Origin of the sequence: Microbulbifer agarilyticus S89 (genome assembly GCF_000220505.1) — a bacterium.
GTDB classification, from domain to species: Bacteria; Pseudomonadota; Gammaproteobacteria; order Pseudomonadales; family Cellvibrionaceae; genus Microbulbifer; species Microbulbifer agarilyticus_B.
Genome location: NZ_AFPJ01000014.1, coordinates 49675 through 64343, shown reverse-complemented (window position 1 = coordinate 64343; position 14669 = coordinate 49675). Strand labels below are relative to the sequence as shown.

General features: G+C 58.9%; 14 protein-coding genes. 5 read left to right on the top strand and 9 right to left on the bottom strand.

Going from position 1 to position 14669, the window contains the following annotated elements; genetic code table 11:
- A partial coding sequence (locus tag AS89_RS0104780) for a thrombospondin type 3 repeat-containing protein (RefSeq protein ID WP_010131253.1) occupies positions 1 to 634 on the top strand: 634 nt, incomplete at its 5' end.
- Between the two features lie 13 nt (positions 635 to 647).
- Positions 648 to 899, top strand: coding sequence for a hypothetical protein (locus tag AS89_RS18605; RefSeq protein ID WP_138976366.1), 252 nt, complete (start codon positions 648 to 650; stop codon positions 897 to 899).
- 39 nt (positions 900 to 938) lie between these two features.
- Here AS89_RS18605 and AS89_RS0104775 read toward each other — a convergent pair whose 3' ends face one another.
- From AS89_RS0104775 to leuS, 4 genes are all read right to left on the bottom strand, one after another.
- The gene (locus tag AS89_RS0104775; RefSeq protein WP_010131252.1) at positions 939 to 2606 is read right to left on the bottom strand and encodes an acyl-CoA dehydrogenase family protein; all 1668 of its coding nucleotides are present in this window, start codon (positions 2604 to 2606) and stop codon (positions 939 to 941) included.
- Between the two features lie 145 nt (positions 2607 to 2751).
- A complete protein-coding gene (gene holA, locus AS89_RS0104770; protein WP_010131251.1) occupies positions 2752 to 3756 on the bottom strand; it encodes a DNA polymerase III subunit delta in 1005 nt (334 codons plus the stop codon).
- Position 3757: 1 nt separating this feature from the next.
- The gene (locus AS89_RS0104765; RefSeq protein ID WP_010131250.1) at positions 3758 to 4291 is read right to left on the bottom strand and encodes an LPS-assembly lipoprotein LptE; all 534 of its coding nucleotides are present in this window, start codon (positions 4289 to 4291) and stop codon (positions 3758 to 3760) included.
- 197 nt (positions 4292 to 4488) lie between these two features.
- Entirely contained in the window at positions 4489 to 7089 is a 2601-nt protein-coding gene (leuS, locus tag AS89_RS0104760) for a leucine--tRNA ligase (RefSeq protein WP_010131249.1), read from the bottom strand.
- Between the two features lie 96 nt (positions 7090 to 7185).
- On the opposite strand from leuS, the gene AS89_RS0104755 reads away from it, so the two are divergent.
- The 3 genes from AS89_RS0104755 to AS89_RS0104745 all read left to right on the top strand — a co-directional run bounded on the left by AS89_RS0104755 (position 7186) and on the right by AS89_RS0104745 (position 9088).
- A complete protein-coding gene (locus AS89_RS0104755; protein ID WP_010131248.1) occupies positions 7186 to 7677 on the top strand; it encodes a zinc ribbon-containing protein in 492 nt (163 codons plus the stop codon).
- A gap of 31 nt (positions 7678 to 7708) precedes the next feature.
- A complete protein-coding gene (locus AS89_RS0104750) occupies positions 7709 to 8506 on the top strand; it encodes a YdcF family protein (protein ID WP_010131247.1) in 798 nt (265 codons plus the stop codon).
- A 165-nt stretch (positions 8507 to 8671) separates the two neighbouring features.
- On the top strand, positions 8672 to 9088 hold the full coding sequence (locus AS89_RS0104745; RefSeq protein WP_010131246.1) for a hypothetical protein: 417 nt from the start codon (positions 8672 to 8674) through the stop codon (positions 9086 to 9088).
- Positions 9089 to 9119: 31 nt separating this feature from the next.
- On the opposite strand, the gene AS89_RS16925 is transcribed toward AS89_RS0104745, so the two are convergent.
- The 5 genes from AS89_RS16925 to AS89_RS0104720 all read right to left on the bottom strand — a co-directional run bounded on the left by AS89_RS16925 (position 9120) and on the right by AS89_RS0104720 (position 14545).
- Positions 9120 to 10052 carry a TIGR01777 family oxidoreductase gene (locus tag AS89_RS16925; protein ID WP_010131245.1) on the bottom strand — a complete coding sequence of 311 codons (933 nt, stop codon included), beginning with the start codon at positions 10050 to 10052 and terminating at the stop codon, positions 9120 to 9122.
- A gap of 391 nt (positions 10053 to 10443) precedes the next feature.
- Positions 10444 to 12000, bottom strand: a complete 1557-nt coding sequence (gene lnt / locus AS89_RS0104735) for an apolipoprotein N-acyltransferase (protein WP_010131244.1) — start codon at positions 11998 to 12000, stop codon at positions 10444 to 10446.
- On the bottom strand, positions 12000 to 12896 hold the full coding sequence (locus AS89_RS0104730; RefSeq protein ID WP_029249791.1) for an HlyC/CorC family transporter: 897 nt from the start codon (positions 12894 to 12896) through the stop codon (positions 12000 to 12002). The genes lnt and AS89_RS0104730 overlap by 1 nt, the downstream gene beginning before the upstream one ends.
- 28 nt (positions 12897 to 12924) lie before the next feature.
- On the bottom strand, positions 12925 to 13452 hold the full coding sequence (ybeY, locus tag AS89_RS16920) for an rRNA maturation RNase YbeY (RefSeq protein WP_010131240.1): 528 nt from the start codon (positions 13450 to 13452) through the stop codon (positions 12925 to 12927).
- A 10-nt stretch (positions 13453 to 13462) separates the two neighbouring features.
- Positions 13463 to 14545, bottom strand: coding sequence for a PhoH family protein (locus tag AS89_RS0104720; RefSeq protein ID WP_010131238.1), 1083 nt, complete (start codon positions 14543 to 14545; stop codon positions 13463 to 13465).
- Between the last annotated feature and the right edge of the window lie 124 nt (positions 14546 to 14669).

Sequence of the window (14669 nt, the reverse complement as noted above, 5' to 3'; positions counted from 1 at the left end):
AGACGCCGATGATGACGGTGATGGCGTCCCTGACTCGGAAGACCAGCTGCCTCTCAACCCGAATGAATCTGTGGATACCGATGGAGACGGCATCGGCAACAATGAAGATACCGATGACGACGGTGACGGCATTCCCGACGCGGAAGACCAATTACCTCTCAATCCGAACGAATCCGTTGATACAGACGGGGACGGCATCGGCAACAATGAAGATACGGATGATGACGGTGATGGTGTTGAGGATAGCGAAGATGTGCAGCCGCTCAACCCGACTTATTGGGATGTTGCCAATGCAGCGGTGCAAGGCAGTAGCGTTTCGTTGCAAAATCTGGAAGTCGGTCGTGGGGATCAAAACATCGTAGTTAACATATTTCAGCTGAATACAAATGCAACTCTCAAGCTGCGCTCGATAACGTTGCAGGCGCGGGGGAGTGGAAATGATAGTGTTGGTATCGATAGGGTCGCGCTGCACATTGACGCAAATGAAAATGGAATGCTGGACGCTCAAGATCAGCTATTGGCAGAGGGCGATTACCTCGTCAATAACGGCAGTCTAGTGCTAGAGCTGGAAGAGCCGATTTCGTTACCCGTGGGGCACCAACAATTTTTAGTTACCTATGACGTAGCGCAGTAACAGGGAGTCGATCATGAGAATTCATTCAGCGTTATCAAGTGTATTCCTTTGTGCGGTGGTGCTAAGTGGGTGCGGTGGTGGCGGCAGCGGTGGAGGTGACGACAGTGAATCACCTGATGTGTCAGTACCAACACCGGTTAATACCAGCTCTAGCTACAGTGCAGATGTTGTCGGTATAGATGTGGTGCGTGCTGATTCCGGTGAAAGCGTTTCCGTGTCAGGGCTACCTCTCGAAGGTAACGAAATTGCCGTGCCAGATGAGTAAAGGGGTTGAGCCGGATACATGGGTAAATGTTGAGGCCCTCTAGCCAGAGAGTGGATTGCCGCGTTCAATCAGTAATTCCAAATTTGCTCCCAGTGGAATAGTACCCACGCTGTGGCTGTTATGCCGGTGTAGCCGCGACTGGATAAACGCATCCGCCACCGGTGCCGGGCTGCCTTGGATCAGCAGGTGCGCCTGCATGGTGAGTGCCAGCTGGTCGGCAATATCGCGGGCGCGGTACTCCATGTCATTGTCTTTGTTGAGTTCCGCTTTCAGGTGGGTCAGCGCGCGGTCAAAGCAAAGGTCGGAGCCGGCGCTTTGTGTCAGTTCATCGATCCAGCTGTCGAGTACTTCTGGCTCTTTGTGTTTGGTGCGCAGAATATCCAGAGCCTGAATGTTGCCCGAACCCTCCCAGATGGCATTTACCGGGGCGTCCCGGTAGAGTCGCGCGGTAATGAAGTTTTCGATCAGGCCGTTACCGCCGAGACATTCCATGGCCTCATAGTTGTGGTTAGGTGTGCGTTTGCAGATCCAGTACTTGCCCACCGCCGCCCCCAGACGCAACAGGTGCCGCTGGTGTACCTCACCCGGGTGGTCCAGCGCCTGCGCCATACGCATGCTGAGGGCCAGTGAGCCTTCCACTTCCAGTTGCAGGTCCGCCAATACATTCTGCATCAGCGGCTGAGCTGACAGCTTTTTACCAAAGGCGCTGCGGTGTTGTGCATGGTATATAGCCTGCAGAGTGGCCTGCCGCTGGGCTGCAGCGGAACCGATCATGCAGTCGAAGCGCGTCAGTGCGACCATTTCGATAATGGTTTTTATCCCCGCGCCCTCATTGCCCACCAGCCAGCCTACGGCATCGCGCAGCTCCACCTCCGAAGAAGCGTTGGCTACGTTGCCGGCTTTGTGTTTTAGGCGCTGGATCTCGATCGTATTTTTGCTTCCGTCTGGACGCCAGCGCGGCACCAGAAAACAGCTCAGGCCTCCAGCACTTTGTGCGAGCATCAGAAACCCGTCGCACATGGGGGCCGAAAGGAACCATTTGTGGCCGCGGATGGTATACAGGCCTGCGGCTTCGCCCGGCGTGGGCTGGGCCTGGCTGGTGTTACTGCGCACATCGGACCCGCCCTGTTTTTCTGTCATGCCCATACCAATGGTGAGCGCTGGTTTTTCCAAATAGGGACGATTGCTGTGGTCGTAGCTTTGCGCGGTGATTTTGGGTAACCAGTTGGCGGCAACTACAGGGTTTTTCTGCAGTGCGGGCAGGCAGGCAAAGGTCATGGTTACCGGGCAGCAGTGGCCCGACTCCAGTTGGCTGTGGAGGTAGTACTTGGCCGCGCGCACAATGTGCGCCCCCGGTTGCGGGTGGGTCCAGGGGGAGGAGTGTAGGCCCTCGCTTTTCGCTAGCTGCATCAGCTGATGATAGGCAGGGTGATAGTTGACCTGGTCGATGCGGTTGCCCACGCGGTCGTGGGGTTCAAACTCTGGTTTGTGCGCGTTGGCCTGAAAACCGCGTTCGATCCATTCTGGCCGCCCGCAGATTTCTCCATAGCGCTGCAGGTCATCTTCGCCCCAGTGCCCACCGAAGCGTATTACCGCTTCTTTGAGCGCATTGTCGCCGGCGTAGAGGTTATGACCCTGCAGCGCCTCAGGTTGGTTGAAAACCTGATGTGTGCCGGTTTGCGCCGGGCCGTTGTTATTCTTTTCCATGGTCGCTGGATCCCGTTAATTGGGGGGCTCTCAGGGGCGGCACTGCGGGCCCTGAAAGCGGTAACGGATATCCTAGCGGTTTATCGGGTGGCAGGCGTGTCTTCTGGCGCCGAATAGATCGCGCTTGCACAATGTTGCGCGGGAGTCAGATGCTGCGCTTACCGGAAAGGTTGAGGGTAAGCTCCAGCAGACCTGCCCAGGGGTCCATTTCCTTGCCGCCTTTAATGGCGTTATCCACAGCGCGGGCGCGCATCAGGAAGTTTTCCAGGTGGCGGGGGCGCAGGCGCTGGCAGGCGGCCTGAATCAGCGACTGACGCTTCTGGATGCGCACCAAGCGGCTGATGGGTTGGCCCTCTGCGAGCTTCTGCTGCGTCTCCAGCAAGGTGCGGATTTCCCGGGCGATGGCCCACAGAACGATGGGCGCTTCAACACCTTCCGCCCGCAGGCCTTGCAGAGTTCGCACGGCACCGGCGGCGTCGCCGGCCAGTGCCTTGTCGATCAGGCCAAATACGTCGTAGCGCGCAGAGCTGGCCACGGCGTTGTTCATGATGTCTGCGGTAACCACAGAGTCCTGCACCAACAGTTTCAGCTTTTCGATTTCCTGGCTGGCGGCCAGCAAATTACCCTCGACCCGCTCGGACAGAATCTGGATCGCTTCGGGCTCGGCATCCAATCCCGCGGCGCGCAGGCGCTGGTGAATCCAGCGCGGCATTTCTGCGGCTTCCACAGGCCAGATTTGCATCAGTACGCCCTTGGCTTCGAGGGCCTTGACCCATTTACTGTTGAGCTGTGAACGGTCAAGCCGCGGCAGTACCAGCAACAGCAGGGTGTCGTCATTGGCGGTTGCGGCAAATTCCTGCAGTGCCTTGCTGCCTTTGTCACCGGGTTTGCCGCCGGGCAGGCGCAACTCGATGACTTTCTTGTCGGCGAACAGCGACATGCTGCCGGCGGCGGAGAGCAGCTGGCCCCAGTCGAAATTGTGCTCGCCGTGCAGCAGGTCGCGCTCATTAAACCCTTGCTTGCGTGCGGCTTCGCGGATGCTGTCGCAGCACTCCTGTACCAGCAGCGGTTCGTCGCCGGTAACCACGTAGATGGGGTAGAGGCCCTGTCGCAGGTTCTGCTTGAGCTGGCGAGGGTTGATGCGCGGCATATCAGGGCTGCGCCGGGTTGTCGGTGATCGGGGTGCGGATGTCGATACGACGCAGGCGGTCGATGATGCGGCCGATCAGTTCGCGACGCATTTCCTCGCGCTGCAGGCGTTCTTCTTCGCCTTTACTGACCACTTCGTTGTCGTCCCATTCCAGGGTGCGGTAAACGTCGGCTTTGGCCTGGGTTAGCAGGTCGCGGCCGGTGTTGTTGTCTTGCACGCTGTATTCGGCGCTGGTGATCAGTTCGTATTCGGAGGCGCGGCCCTTGGCATCCACAGAAACGGTACGTTTGGTTTCCGTTTCTTCATGGATGGTCAGGGTGTAGTCGGCTTCGCTGGGCTCGTCTGCCAGCGGCAGGCCGCTGGTTTGCAACAGGCGGGTGATGCTGTCGGCCAGTTCGCTTCTTGGATCTTGGGTGGTGATGTAAAGCTTGCTGCCCGGAGGGAAGTTTTTCGGTGCGCCGCGGAGGTGCCAGCCACAGGCTGAAAGAGTGATGGCCAGAATTATTGTAATAGTGCGGAGCAGTGTGCTTTTCATCTTTTTCCGGTGCGTTCTTGCTTGGCCTTGTGGCGGTCGGGCACCGGGTACGGGTTTTCAGGACCAGGCTAGGCGCCCCCCTGTGAACCCATCCCTGGGCGTTGCGGCGCAAACTTCCTGTTTGCGACGCTCCTGAAAACCCGTACCCGGCGCCCGCCCTTCGCGTTGGGCTCTTTTAATTTGTAGAAATAGTCGAGTTAGTTGGCGACGATGTTGACCAGTTTGCCCGGTACAACAATCACCTTGCGTACCGTTTTACCTTCGGTAAATTTCAGAACGTTCTCATCCGCCAGTGCCATTTTTTCCAGGGTTTCTTTGTCAGCATCCGCCGGCGCTTCCAGTTTCGCGCGCAGCTTGCCGTTCACCTGTACTACAAGGGTGATGGAAGAGCGAACCAGTGCTTTCTTGTCCACTTGTGGCCACTGGGCGTCCACCAGTTCACCACTGTTACCCAGTGCACGCCACAGTTCATGGCTGATATGTGGGGTAACTGGGGCAAGTAGCAGTGTCGCGGCTTGCAGGGCTTCGCGCTCTACGGCGAGGCCGTTGCCGGAGTCGCGCTCGGCGACCTTGCCCACTTCGTTCAGCAATTCCATTACCGCTGCAACGGCGGTGTTGAAGGTCTGGCGGCGGCCGTAGTCGTCGCTGACTTTCTGGATGGTTTCGTGGGTCTTGCGGCGCAGCTGCTGTTGCTTGTCGGTCAGGTTGTCGACGTCGATCGCTGCGCTGCCGTCACCTGCGGCAATGTGGCTCTGCACGGTTTTCCAGAGCTTGCGCAGGAAGCGGCTGGCGCCCTCTACACCAGAGTCGTGCCACTCGAGGGTTTGCTCGGGGGGCGCGGCGAACATGGTGAACAGGCGCACGGTATCCGCACCGTATTGTTCCACCGCGGCGTGCGGGTCGATGCCGTTGTTTTTGGACTTGGACATTTTCACGACGCCGCCGGCAATCACTTCTTCACCGGTAGCACGCTCAACCGCGCGGATGGTTTTGCCTTTTTCGTCGCGCTCTACGTCGACGTCTGCAGGGTTCACCCAAATTTTGTGCGCACCTTCCACTTCTTTGTAGAAGGACTCGGCCAGCACCATGCCCTGGCACAGCAGCTGCTTGAAGGGCTCGTCGCTTTTTACCAGGCCTTCATCGCGCATCAGCTTGTGGAAGAAGCGTGCGTAGAGCAGGTGTAGGATGGCGTGTTCGATACCGCCCACGTACTGGTCCACCGGCAGCCAGTAGTTGGCGCGGTCCGGGTCGAGCATGCCTTCTTCGAAGTCGGGGCAGGTGTAGCGCGCGTAGTACCAGCTGGACTCCATAAAGGTGTCGAAGGTATCGGTTTCGCGCTCAACGGTTTCACCGTTGTATTCGTCTTTGCGCCACTCGGGGTCGGATTTGATCGGCGAGGTTACTCCGTCCAGCTCCACTTCTTCTGGCAGCAGGATCGGCAGTTTTTCCGCCGGTACCGGGATCTCGCTGCCGTCCGCCAGGTTGAACATGGGGATTGGGGCACCCCAATAGCGCTGGCGGGATACACCCCAGTCGCGCAGGCGGTAGTTGGTGGTAACGCGACCCTTGCCGGCGGCTTCCAGGCCGTCGGCAATGGCATTGAAGGCGGCGTCGAAATCGAGACCATCGAAGCCACCGGAATTGACCAGCTTGCCTTTCTCAACAAAGGCTTCTTTGTCCAGGTCGATCGCCTCGTCGTTGGTCGGTGCAATCACCTGTTTGATCGGCAAGTCGTACTTCTTGGCAAACTCCCAGTCGCGCTGGTCGTGGGCCGGTACCGCCATCACGGCGCCAGAGCCGTAATCCATCAGCACGTAGTTGGCGACCCATACCGGTACTTCTTCGCCGGTCAGCGGGTGGATGGCCTTGAGGCCGGTGTCCATGCCTTTCTTGTCCATGGTGGCCATATCGGCCTCGGACATGGACTGTTTCTTGCACTCGGCAATAAACGCTTTGAGTTCCGGGTTGCTCTCGGCCAGTTCCAGTGCAATCGGGTGCTCGGCGGCCAGAGATACGTAGGTCACGCCCATCAGGGTGTCCGGGCGAGTGGTGTACACATCAAAGTGGTCGACGCCGGCAATGGTCTGCGGCAGGGCGAAGCTCAGGTCGATGCCCTTGCTCTTGCCAATCCAGTTGCGCTGCATGGTGCGCACCTGTTCCGGCCAGTGCGGCAATTTGTCCAGGTCTGCCAGCAGTTCCTCGGCGTAGTCGGTGATCTTGATAAACCACTGCGGGATCTCTTTGCGCTCAACGATGGCACCGGAGCGCCAGCCACGCCCGTCGATCACCTGCTCGTTGGCAAGTACGGTGTGGTCCACCGGGTCCCAGTTGACCGTGGCCATCTTCTTGTACACCAGGCCTTTCTTATACAGGCGGGTGAAGAACCACTGCTCCCAGCGGTAGTAGGACGGCTGGCAGGTGGCCAGTTCGCGGGACCAGTCGAAGCCAAAGCCGAGTGCCTTGAGCTGGCCTTTCATGTAGTCGATGTTGGAGTAGGTCCACTTGGCCGGCGCAGTCTTGTTCTGGATGGCGGCGTTTTCTGCCGGCAGGCCAAAAGCATCCCAGCCCATGGGGTGCAGCACGTTCTTGCCCTGCATGCGCTGGTAGCGGGAGATCACGTCGGTAATGGTGTAGTTGCGCACGTGCCCCATGTGCAGCTTGCCGCTGGGGTAAGGGAACATGGACAGGCAGTAGAATTTTTCGCGGCTGGGGTCTTCCTTTACCTCGAAGCTCTTCTGCTCGGCCCAATGCTCCTGGGCGGCGGCTTCGACTGCGGAGGGGTTGTACTGCTCTTCCATCTGTGGGGAACCTATACTCTGTGATTCGATCTATTTGGCGATTTCAGCCGGGACACTAAGGCCGGCCGGAAAACGGCGAATTATAGGAGGGATAGGGTGAGTAAGAAACCTAAAGAGGCTGCGAATCCCGATCTGCCGGACCAGGAAGGCAAGCTTTCCACCGAGGCCAGGCGCGAACTGGAAAAGTTGGTGGGCGAGGAACTGGATGTGGAGCAGTTCACCGCGCGCAAGGTGGCCTTTCTGAATGCCTGGCTCAAGGATGACGTGCACCGTGCCGACGACTACCTTCACGACCTGGGGGATGAGCTGGTCACCCAGGAAGAGCGGGTTGGCGACTGGCTGCTGGATGCGGCTGACCCCACCAAGACCGTGTGGCCGGCGATTATGCGCTGTATCAAGCGCGGTGAGGCCTGGGCGCTGGCGGGTGAGAAAGCTGGAGAGGCGGAGGCTCTGCAGTGCCTCGGTTGTGGCTATCGCGCACTGCCGCCCGCGGGCTCGGAAATCACGCCCTGCCATCGCTGTGGCTACGGGTGTTTCCGCCAGTTGATGCCCGGACAACCGTCGGAGGGGGCGGACGAGGCCAAATAGCTTCGGATTCCCCCTGAGCGAACAAGGACGATTGATCAAGCTGAAGATGGAACTGCAAACCGCACTTACCACACTCGCCATGCCGCCTTTTGCGCCCCTCGTGGGGATGCTGATGGCGCTCGCTTTCTGGTTCTTCCCCGCGGGCTCTCCGCTCGCCAAGCTCTCTGTGCCGCTGGCCGTTCTGTGTTTTCTCTCCCTGTGGATCTGTGCGACCCCGGCTTTTGCCGAATGGCTCGGGCAGCGGCTAGTGAACCAGCAACCCGCGGCGCCTCAGGTAAAGCCGGCGGCGGTGGTGATCCTGGGGGGCGGCCGCTACCGGGATGCAGAGCAGGGGCGTGAGCGCTTGTCGGCGGCGAGCCTGGAGCGGGTGGCTTGGGCGGTACAGGAAGCGCCGCAGGAGCTGCCGGTCCTGGTGTCCGGAGGGCGCGTTTTTGCGGGAGAAAAGCAGCCAGAGTCCACCTTGATGGCCACTGCGCTGGAGGACCTGTTTCGGCGGAATGTGACTTGGCGCGACAATTGCAGTCGCACAACGGCGGAAAATGCTGCCAATTCCGCGGCACTTCTGCACGATGCGGGGGTCGAAAGCGTACTCCTGGTAACCCACTGGTGGCATATGCCCCGCGCTGCGGAGGTGTTTGCCCGCGCCGGGCTGCAGGTGCAGCCCCTGGCGGTAGGCGGCCCCGGTGAATTGGTACCCAAGGGGGAGAGTGGCTTGTTGCGCTGGTTGCCCAGTGCGGGCGCCCTGATACGGACCCAGGTCTACTGGCGCGAGCTGCTGGGTATGCAGTGGTATCGGTGGCGCGCATTGCCAGCGCGCCGGCAATGTTAAGGTTTTTGTCGCTGTGTTGCAGGCGTCCGGTGGTTGCCGATAGTTTCGGATAAAACTAGTATGGCAATCCCCTCTGCTGACCGCCGCAGATTCTGACCGAATCACGCTAGGCTGTTTGCAGGGCGACCTGGCGAATAACAACAAAAAATATAGAGGTACGTACTGATGTCGGAGTTTCCCGCGTCGTTTTCACCCATTCAGTTACACAATCGTCTAAACCGCCCGGTCTGGGTCGGATTTAAGCTGGCTCGTCGCGGTAGCCGGCACCTGGTGATCTTGTCTGCCGGCGCGGAAAGTGGCGCCAAATTCAGCAAAAATTTCGAGACCTTTGTCGGCCAGATCGTGCGTGAGTTCAAGCTGGATCCCGAGCAGACTGATTTTGTTGAGTTGCGCCAGGATGGTGCAGAGAGAGCTCAGGATAGCAGTGGCTTTGCCCCGGCTGTTGCCGCCCATAACTGGTTCCGCTGGCACGCACGGTGGGTTGGGTCTGCACCAATGGAGTGCAAGGCTGACCCGGTGACCTCGGAGGCTGCGCGCAACTACCTGGAAGAAGTGCTGACGCAAAGTAACGCGGCGGCGTGATCTATATAGATAATCTATACCGGCTAACGCTTTAGTGGCCCTTGGGTGATATGTGGGTTTTACCCGCTCCGCCTTGTGGTGCAAGCAAGTCCGCCAAGGCCTTTTCCAGAGTCGGGTACTGAAAACTGTACCCGCTATCCAGCGCTGTGCGGGGCTCCATACGCTGGCTGGCCAGCAGCAACTCCTCCGCCATTTCCCCAAACAAGATTTTGAGTAGCCACTCCGGCGTACGGAGCAGGCAGGGCCGGTGCAGCTGTTTCGCCAGTATGCGCGAGAAGCTGCTGTTGGTGACGGGCTCCGGGGCACAGGCGTTGAACGGGACGCACAGGTGACGGTCGATGGCATGTAGAATCAGGCCGACGATATCCGCTTCGTGTATCCAGCTCATCCATTGCTCACCAGAGCCCATTGGGCCACCCAGTCCCGCCTTAAAGGCCGGGAGCATTTCCTTGAGGGCGCCGCCGTCTGGCGAGAGAACGATGGACGTGCGCATGATGCCGACACAGATGCCGGCCTGTTGCAGAGGTAGGGTGGCGGCTTCCCAGTCCCGGCACAGTTGTGCCGCAAACCCGCCGCCGGGCCCGCTGGTTTCCTTGAGCAGGTCACCGCCGCGGTCTCCATAAAACCCCACTGCGGAACCTGAGAGGACATATTTGGGGCGCTGTGGCTGTGCCAGTACCCAGCGTACGAGGTCACTGGTGGTGTCGATACGCGAACGCCGAATCTCTGCTTTGCGCGCTTCGGTCCAGCGCTTGGAGATGGTCTCCCCAGCGAGGTTAACCACGACATCGACCGCCTGATCCACCTGGCTGAGGTCACTTACCCCGGTTGCGGACTCACCACAAAGCCGGTGTACCTTGTCAGGTGAGCGACTGAGTACGGTTAGGCTATTCCCCCGCTCCAGCCATTTTGAACAGAATTGGCGGCCGATCAATCCGGTGCCGCCGGTGATTAAGCAATGCATAAATCTGGCATCCGTGCCGCACGCTTTCCGCCACTGCAACCCGGTTGGCGCTGCATCGAATGTGGAAGAGTGCGGTTTAAATTAAACCACTTGTTCCCAAATGTACGCCGTAACAACGCGTTCGGCTTGTTCGGGACAGACATTCCTGTCTGCGCAAGTTGCGCCGGCTGATGGGAGGGGCGTTTGCGTTGCGGTAACGCATTGGATAATCCTTCACGCAGGTTTATCCGCTGCCGGGCAAATATCTCACGATAATAGCAGCCGCAAGGGCGCTTGCGATGAAATGTGAAAAAAATGGTGCGCGCTGGGTGAAACCGGACGGCAAAGCGGGGTAACAGCCGCCCGGACTTTTCTATTAGAAAAGCTTGTACCGAATAGACCCAAATAGACCCTAGTCGGGGGCACCCGTTAGCGCGCCGTCAGTAATTGTTTCCGGACGCTTTTGCAGAATCACGGCGGCCAACAGCATCAGCGTAGCCAGTGCCACCAGCGCCCAAATGCCAATCACCATAAACGGGGTCAGACCACTGCGCGCCTGCACCTGCCCAACCAGCGTGGCTTGCTCGAACTGCGGCAGTTGCTTGGTTATAACCCCATCCGGCGAAACAATCGCGGTGACGCCGGTATTGGTACCGCGTACCAGGTAGCGTTGCGTTTCCAGTGCGCGCATCTGGGCCATCTGCATGTGTTGCAGGGGGCCAATAGAGTCACCGAACCAGGCATCGTTGCTGAGCGTCAGCAGTACCTGTGCATCGCCGCTACTCTCTGCCACCAGCTGTGGATAGACAATCTCATAGCAAATAAGCGGCGCCCAGCTCAGGCCGCCAGCAGTCAGTGGTTGCTGGCCTTCGGGCCCGGGCCGAATAAACGAGGTGGGCAGGTTGAAGAATTCGATAGTGCCGCGAATCCAGTCTTCCAGCGGCACATACTCCCCGAAGGGAACCAGATGGCGCTTGTGGTATAGCTGCTGCTCACTGCCAAATACCGCCGCAGAGTTGTGCACCACACGGCGATGATCGCGCTCAGTATCGTAGAGGATGCCGGTGATCAGGTCCTTTTGCGTGTTCAGTGCATTTTCTTGCAATGCCTCAATCAGGTTGGGGGCGTGATGGTAGAGCAGGGGGAGCGCTGCTTCCGGCCAGATAATGATGTCGACGCCCTGGGCGTGCAGCTCCTGCGTGGCGCTCTGGTAGCGTCGAATCGTCTCGCCGCGAAACTCGGGGAGCCACTTTTTTTCCTGCGGGATATTTGCCTGTACCAGGCCAATGGTGCGGGTGTCATCGCTGGTTTGGGTCCATTGAATACTGCCCAGTAGCAAGCCCAGTGGCCAGGTGAGCAGTGCAACAGCCGCGAGTGCTATGGCGGTCCGGGACTTCCACGATTCGAAGGTACGGCGCGCAAAAAGAGCAATCACCGCCGCGGTAAACGCCAGCAGCAGGCCGATACCGTACACGCTGACGATGGGTGCCCAGCCCGCAAGCCAAGTGTGGATGTGTCCGTAGCCGGCAAATAGCCAGGGGAAACCGGTAAACACCCAGGTGCGCAGCCACTCGCTGAAAAACCACAGCGCGGCAAAGGCGAGGGCGAAGGATACCGGGTTGGCGCGAAAGCGCGAGATCAGTGCAAACGGCAATGCCAGCAGCACCGCCATAATGCCGACGAAGGCGCCGGTAAGAATGACGCCGAGCAGTGGCGATGAGTTGCCAAAGTCGGTAATGGAGACATATACCCAGGAGCCGCCGGTGGCAAACAGGCCCACCCCGTAACACAGTGCCAACCAGAAGGTGTTCTTGGCTGAGAGCCTTGGCGCTTCCGGGCCCGGCGCCAGAAGCCAGGCAAACAACCCGAGCGACAGCAGGCCACACCACCACAAATCGTACGGGGCGAAGGAAAGGGTGAGTAGGCCGCCTGCAATCAGGGCGGCCACGGCAGGCAGAGGTCTACGCATCAGCCATCTTCTTCAGCAGACTTGTCGGACCGACTCACGCGCAGCAGATGGATCTGTCGGTTGTCGGCGTATAGGACGCGGAACTGGAAATCCCCAAGCCTGGTGATTTCATCCCGCCCGGGCAGGTGGCCAAAGGACTGCATGATCAGGCCGCCCACGGTGTCAAATTCCTCGTCGCTGAATTCACAGGCGAAGAACTCGTTAAATTCCTCAATGGGGGTGAGCGCCTTCACGACATAGTCGTTATCGCTCACTTTGCGGATGAAGCTATCTTCTTCTTCCTCGTCCGTCTCGTCTTCGATTTCGCCGACGATTTCTTCGAGGATATCTTCAATGGTTACTACACCCGAGACACCGCCGTATTCGTCGATGACCACCGCCATATGATAGCGGTTTTCGCGGAATTCCTTCAGAAGGATATTCAGGCGCTTACTTTCGGGGATGATGTTGGCAGGGCGGATATGGTCTTCCAGGCGGAATTCCTCCACACCTTTCAGTACCAATGGCAGCAGGTCTTTGGCGAGCAAGATGCCACGGATGTCGTCGATGCTTTCGCCCACTACCGGGAAGCGGGAGTGGCCGGACTCGATGATCTTGGGCAGGAAGTCTTTGGGGCAGTCTTCGATACTGACGACCACCATCTGCGAGCGCGGAATCATGATTTCCCGCACCTGCTGGCTGGCAACGTCCAGCGCGCCTTCGATGATGGTTAATGCCTCGGCGTCCACCACCTTGTTTTCGGCAGCGTCCTTAATGATTTCTAGTAACTCATCACGGGACTTGGGCTCTTGTGAAAAGGCGCCCAATAATTTTTCCAACCAGTTTTTCTCCCCCGACCGAGGGCGGTTGGAAGAGGAGCTACTTGGGGGTTCGTCGGTGGTCATGGATGTGGCCATACTCCGCTTTACTCGTCGATTCCGTTTGTCATTTGTCTATTTGCACACCCTGGGTAGGCGCTTCAATTGGCTGGTAAGGATCGTCGATCCCAAGCGCTGCCAGTATCCGGGTTTCGAGATTTTCCATGATCTCGGCCTCATCGTCCTCGATATGGTCGTAACCCAATAGATGCAGTGTGCCATGGACCACCATGTGTGCCCAGTGGGCCGAACACGCTTTGTGCTGCTGTTCCGCTTCTAGCGCTACTACTTGGGCGCAAATTACTAGGTCGCCCAGCAGGGGCAGACCGAGCTCCGGCGGGATATCGGCCGGGAACGAGAGCACATTGGTGGGTTTATCTTTGCCGCGGTATTGGCGGTTGAGCGCCTGGCTCTCGTCTTCATCGACGATGCGCAGGGAGATCTCAGCTTCAGCGCGGTGCGTGCCTACAGCGGCGGCAGCCCAGAGGGCAAGGTCCGCATCGCTGGGGAGGGCAGAGTGGGAGGTGGCCCGCTGAACATCCAGCTGGATGTCCGCGGGCGAGGCCGACTGGCTCTCAGATAGGGTGGCGTTCATGGGCGCGGCCTTAGGCCGCATCTTCTCCAGCGCGGCCAGCAGCTTCGAGTGCGGCGGCTTTACGCGCGGCGCGCTCGGCCTGTTGCTCGGCTTCCACTTCCGCCTCGTGCACGTCGTAGGCTTCGACAATACGCTGTACCAGCGGGTGACGAACCACGTCTTTGGCGCCGAAGTGGGTGAAGCTGATGCCGTTGACCTTACCTAGTACCTCAATCGCGTGGCGCAGGCCGGAGGCCTGCCCGCGGGGCAGGTCAATCTGGCTGGGGTCACCGGTGATCACCGCGGTCGAGCCGAACCCGATGCGGGTCAGGAACATTTTCATCTGTTCGCGGGTGGTGTTCTGGCTTTCGTCGAGAATAACGAAGGCGTTATTCAGGGTACGGCCGCGCATATACGCGAGCGGTGCCACTTCAATAACGTTGCGCTCAATCAGCTTGTCGACGGTTTCGAAACCGAGCATTTCGTAGAGTGCGTCGTACAGGGGGCGCAGGTAGGGGTCGACTTTCTGGCTCAGGTCGCCGGGAAGGAAGCCCAGCTTTTCGCCGGCTTCTACCGCCGGGCGTACCAGCAGGATGCGCTCTACCTGGTCCTTAAGCAGTGCTTCTACCGCACAGGCTACCGCCAGGTAGGTTTTACCGGTACCGGCGGGGCCGATACCGAAGTTGATATCGTTGCTCTGTACTGCACGCACATACTTGCGCTGGTTAACCCCGCGCGGGCGTACGGAACACTTTTTGGTGCGAATCAGGACTACCTGGTCGCCTTCACCGTCAGCGGCCTTCTGGCCACCATTCATCAGCTCTTCCACGCCGGACTGTTGCAGGGCGAGATGGATCTCGTCTGGTGTCAGGCTATCTTTGCCACCGGTTTCCTTATACAGGTTGCTGATGATCTCACCGGCGGCGCGTGCAGATTTGGCGTCACCGTAAAACGCAAACTGATTCCCGCGATTGCGGATTTCAATATCCAGTCGCTGTTCAATCTGGCGCAGGTGTTGATCAAATTGGCCACAGAGGTTGGCCAGGCGGCGGGCGTCGTTGGGCTCAAGAGTGATGCTGTGAGCGAGGGCTTGTGTTTCCAAATTGGTTTCCATGCACCTATTGTCTGAGGGTTCAGTCTGTAGGTTATACCCATTTCGGCACAATGGGAAAGGCCGCTTTGTGACGAATGGGTTCTAAACAGTTCCGTGGCTTATAACACTGGAGTATGAAGGTCTG

Bases quoted from the DNA above. Each gene is read 5' to 3' on its own strand.
- AS89_RS18605 (WP_138976366.1), top strand. From the start codon at position 648: ATGAGAATTCATTCAGCGTTATCAAGTGTATTCCTTTGTGCGGTGGTG.
- AS89_RS0104775 (WP_010131252.1), bottom strand. From the start codon at position 2,606: ATGGAAAAGAATAACAACGGCCCGGCGCAAACCGGCACACATCAGGTT.
- holA (WP_010131251.1), bottom strand. From the start codon at position 3,756: ATGCCGCGCATCAACCCTCGCCAGCTCAAGCAGAACCTGCGACAGGGC.
- AS89_RS0104765 (WP_010131250.1), bottom strand. From the start codon at position 4,291: ATGAAAAGCACACTGCTCCGCACTATTACAATAATTCTGGCCATCACT.
- leuS (WP_010131249.1), bottom strand. From the start codon at position 7,089: ATGGAAGAGCAGTACAACCCCTCCGCAGTCGAAGCCGCCGCCCAGGAG.
- AS89_RS0104745 (WP_010131246.1), top strand. From the start codon at position 8,672: ATGTCGGAGTTTCCCGCGTCGTTTTCACCCATTCAGTTACACAATCGT.
- AS89_RS16925 (WP_010131245.1), bottom strand. From the start codon at position 10,052: ATGCATTGCTTAATCACCGGCGGCACCGGATTGATCGGCCGCCAATTC.
- lnt (WP_010131244.1), bottom strand. From the start codon at position 12,000: ATGCGTAGACCTCTGCCTGCCGTGGCCGCCCTGATTGCAGGCGGCCTA.
- AS89_RS0104730 (WP_029249791.1), bottom strand. From the start codon at position 12,896: ATGGCCACATCCATGACCACCGACGAACCCCCAAGTAGCTCCTCTTCC.
- ybeY (WP_010131240.1), bottom strand. From the start codon at position 13,452: ATGAACGCCACCCTATCTGAGAGCCAGTCGGCCTCGCCCGCGGACATC.
- AS89_RS0104720 (WP_010131238.1), bottom strand. From the start codon at position 14,545: ATGGAAACCAATTTGGAAACACAAGCCCTCGCTCACAGCATCACTCTT.